This is a genomic window from Dellaglioa sp. CoH-57-MRSF-21, assembly GCF_056781915.1.
Window position 1 is genome coordinate 1 of record NZ_JBXAXU010000039.1, and the last position, 574, is coordinate 574.

Genomic DNA, 574 nt, shown 5'->3' on the forward strand with positions numbered 1-574 from the left:
ACTATGCTTCGGGCCATGTCCGCAAGCAATCCGCGTATTGTCGATCCAAAGGACCTGAATGATGCTCGTGCGTGGCACCTGCCGTATGTGACAATGCAGGAGCGTCAGGCTCATCCCGTTCACGAGCTGATCGCGATGTCGGCTGCTCGTTGCGCCCGCGTCTCGTACCTGACGCATGACGGACAAAATCCTCTATTGGCCAAGGACCTTGAGTTGTATCGTCGTCTGGTCGAAAGTCGTCCGCTGCACGCCAGCCCTCTTGAACATCAGGCTATTGCAACTGCCTTCAACTATCCGTCGCAGAACCTGACTGGCGGCTGGATGCAGCATCGGACGTTGTTGGAAACCGCTGGCTCTATTGACGAGATGCACCGCCGAATGGGTGTGCTGTAGTATATTGTGTGCACGTTACCAGAAATTCCCAATTTAATACTAGCAATCGAGTGCTGGTTGTGTTATAGTATCAATAAGTATTGAATCGGAGGTTTTATGGGGCGTCCACGCGCAGCACTTGAAGATGTGCGCAGAATTTTTACGGACAGGGGACATACGCCAACGTTCACGGATGCTGATT

At 52.6% G+C, this 574-nt stretch carries 1 protein-coding gene; it reads left to right on the forward strand.

Annotation, left to right across the window (positions count from 1 at the left end):
* Window positions 1-393 (forward strand): hypothetical protein (locus AC1RPQ_RS07790; protein WP_481762230.1); only part of this gene is annotated, 393 nt, incomplete at its 5' end.
* Window positions 394-574: the final 181 nt, after the last annotated feature.